Genomic DNA, 601 nt, shown 5'->3' with positions numbered 1-601 from the left:
ACTTTATCATGAAGGAGATCTGCATCTATTCTTAATTTGCAGTTATTACAAAAATAAATTTTCCCTCCATACTTTTTATTTGTAGAACTTACTGTTTGTTGATTCTTTGTTTTCATTAGTTCCTGGCACTTTTCACAAGAAAGCAACCCTTGTAGCAGAAAACTTGTTTTGTAATGTTTAGGAATCATGTTGCCATTACGTTTTTCGGAATAAATACGCCAACATGCTTCCCATATCGTTCGTGAAATGATTGGTTTCACATAGTGATTGGGTGCTTCAATCCAAATATCCCTTGCATTTTGCTTACCATCTGTTTGTCGTTGCCATGATAATAAGCCACAATAAAAAGGATTAAGTACAATCGCCTTTACATTCTCTTTCCCCCAGTCCTTTCCGCGGCGGGAACCGTTAGGGAGCGTATTAGCAATGTGCTGAAACCCATGACCATTTAAATATAAGTTGAATATTTCTTTTACATAGCAAAGCTCTTCAGGGTGTTCAATAAACTGCCCACTATTCTTATCATATGTGTAACCAAATGGCGGCTTACCACCAAGCCATTTCCCTTGTTTTGCTTTGTTTTCTAGGCCTGATCGTGTTC

1 protein-coding gene is annotated in these 601 nt (G+C 37.4%); it reads right to left on the bottom strand.

What is annotated here, in order from left to right; translation table 11 throughout:
- Window positions 1-601: recombinase family protein (locus tag AC1DJR_RS32740; RefSeq protein ID WP_477004545.1), on the bottom strand; the 601-nt coding region annotated here is incomplete at both ends.

This window comes from Bacillus sp. 05T31 (assembly GCF_056396725.1).
The sequence above is the reverse complement of the archived record's forward strand: the minus strand, read 5'-3'. Positions and strand labels throughout refer to the sequence as shown.